This is a genomic window from Endozoicomonas sp. SESOKO2, from assembly GCF_024606245.1.
In the GTDB taxonomy this organism is placed as follows: Bacteria; Pseudomonadota; Gammaproteobacteria; order Pseudomonadales; family Endozoicomonadaceae; genus Endozoicomonas_A.
Genome location: NZ_JAHHPQ010000809.1, coordinates 1 through 2,333 on the forward strand (window position 1 = coordinate 1; position 2,333 = coordinate 2,333).

Genomic DNA, 2,333 nt, shown 5'->3' on the forward strand with positions numbered 1-2,333 from the left:
GAATCTACTGATTGTGAGCAGGGGTTGCAGTTGAGTATGCTTCATAGGGATTAACTGGTTAAAAGAGCGACTGAGGCAGAAGCCTCTCTCTGGTCAAGAAACCTACCTGTACCTGTTATGTTGGCTGGTGTTTCTAACCTTGTTTTTTTTTCCTGAAAACATTAATGACAGCTTTTCCCATTCGGGCTGGCTCGAAGTAATAGAACTCTCTATTCCCTTTATTGCTATCTTTTATGCCTGGCTTTGCAACGGGGGTCGTCAGGGAGAACAGTTCTGGACTCGACTGATTTCAATAGGTTGGGTCGTCACCATGAGAACCTTGGTATTCTGCCTTCCGGTCTTTTTAATATTGGCGTTGGCGCCGATGGAACAGTCAGAACTTATTTATGAATCAGCCGCCACATTGGCAGGGTTATTCATTATCTGGCGGCTGGGGAGTCACATTGAAGGGCTAAGGGATGTCAATAAAAAAACTTTCCTATGAACGCATTCCATGTTGATGATTTTCCTTCTTAAGAGCGGCGATAGCGGCTTCCTTCGTCCCAATATCCCGCCACAGATTGAAGCTTTCTTTAGGGTTCTTATACCACTTCAGTGTGTCTCTTTGTTTGATCAAATTCTTCAATACACCTTCTTCGTTGGATATTTTAATTTTCCGATCATGCAAACGTTTAGCCTGTGACAAATCGTCTAGAAAATCTTCTGCTTCATGTTTGACTGTATCAACAGTCTTACCCATCGCTTTTTTAATTTGATCCAGAGGACTCCTATGCCTTTTTCTCCTCATTTCAGCCATTTGTTTTTCGGCTTCCTCAAGCTTATTTTCAATATGGAGCTCAGCATTGGTTTTAGCGTTTCTAGCGTCGATTTTCAGACTGCGAGCCTTCATGAGCTCCACGTCTTTCTCCATCTGGGTTACACACTTTGCAGCCCGCTCTTCACACCTTTTAGCCTCAGCCATAATTTGTTCTCTTGAGCCCTCAAGGATGGGTCTGCCACCTGCATCCTTAGCCTGTTTGCTTTTGACCCGATCCACAGGGACCGTATGCTTTTTTCTCCTGCTTTCAGCTAACCTTATGTCTTGCTCAAGCTCAGCATCGAGCTTAGCATGGAGCTCAGCATTGGTTTTGGCACTTTTGGCATGGTTTTCTGCCTCTTGAGCTCTTTGAAGTGCATTGTCTTTCGCATACCTCGATCTGTACTCCCCAGCCTGCTTTTTCAGCTTGTTAGCTTCAGCGATATAGTATTCTTTTGATTTCCTCAGGATGGGTTTGCCATCCAGAGCCTCAGCAGTACGATGATTATATCGCCCAACCCTTTCGCTTTTGACACTCTCTGGACTCTGTGAAGATGATGCCCCAACCAAGCCTTTTAGAAAATTTATTGGTCCAGCCATTGCTCACTATCCTCCCTGAGAGCAGAAAATCGCTTACATCTAACTATCGACAATTTTCCAGTTTCTTCCATTAATAGAGGGAGTCTATGGAAATTCTTCTCCCATACTCTCCCCAAAAACGTTATATTGTAACAAATCCAATCAGTTTCAGATGTCATGATCAAAGCAATCCCCACTAACCTGATTACCGGTTTCCTGGGATCCGGTAAAACCACTGCCATCCTTCACCTGCTGGCCAACAAGCCCAGTGACGAGACTTGGGGTGTGCTGGTGAATGAGTTTGGCGAAATCGGCATCGACGGCGCCATGATGTCGGGCAAAGGAGCCGTTGTCCGGGAAGTTCCCGGTGGCTGCATGTGCTGTGTTGCCGGACTGCCGATGCAGATCGGGTTGAACATGCTGATTGCCCGCAGCAAGCCAGACCGTATTCTGATTGAACCCACCGGACTGGGCCATCCTGAGCAAATCCTGCAAACGCTTTCAGGTGAGCACTATTCAGAAGTACTGGATCTGAAAGCCACTATCTGTCTGGTAGACCCCAGGAACCTGAAAGACCAGCGTTACCTGGATAACGAAAATTTTCAGGACCAGATGGCCCTGGCAGATGTCATCGTGGCCAATAAAACCGACTGTTGTGAGGATTCCGACAAGGCGCGTTTTGACGAATTCTGCCGCTCCATGAAAAACAAAGCGTTCAAGACAGCCTGGGTAGCTCATGGTGCATTGGAGCACCAATGGCTGGATCTGCCCAGAGGTCATCAGGTCGCTCTGCATCCTGATGCGCACCACTCTCACAGCGCCATGCCGGAAACGGTTCCCCTGCAACTGCCTGATGGCGAACTGTTTATCCGACGGGAGAACAAGGGGCAGGGCCATTTCAGCTGTGGCTGGCTGTACAGTTCAATGCTGGTGTTTTCTTTCGATGCACTGTTTCATC

2 protein-coding genes are annotated in these 2,333 nt (G+C 47.2%); one reads left to right on the forward strand and one right to left on the reverse strand.

The features are described from left to right. Positions 1 to 478 precede the first annotated feature (478 nt). Positions 479 to 1,396, reverse strand: a complete 918-nt coding sequence (locus KDK17_RS19040; protein WP_257288822.1) for a hypothetical protein — start codon at positions 1,394 to 1,396, stop codon at positions 479 to 481. A gap of 156 nt (positions 1,397 to 1,552) precedes the next feature. Between KDK17_RS19040 and KDK17_RS19045 the strand changes: the two genes are divergently transcribed. After that, positions 1,553 to 2,333: GTP-binding protein (locus KDK17_RS19045; RefSeq protein ID WP_257288823.1), on the forward strand; the 781-nt coding region annotated here is incomplete at its 3' end.

What these genes read in the sequence shown, in the direction of transcription:
- KDK17_RS19040 (WP_257288822.1), bottom strand. Translation starts at nt 1,396, where the DNA reads ATGGCTGGACCAATAAATTTTCTAAAAGGCTTGGTTGGGGCATCATCT.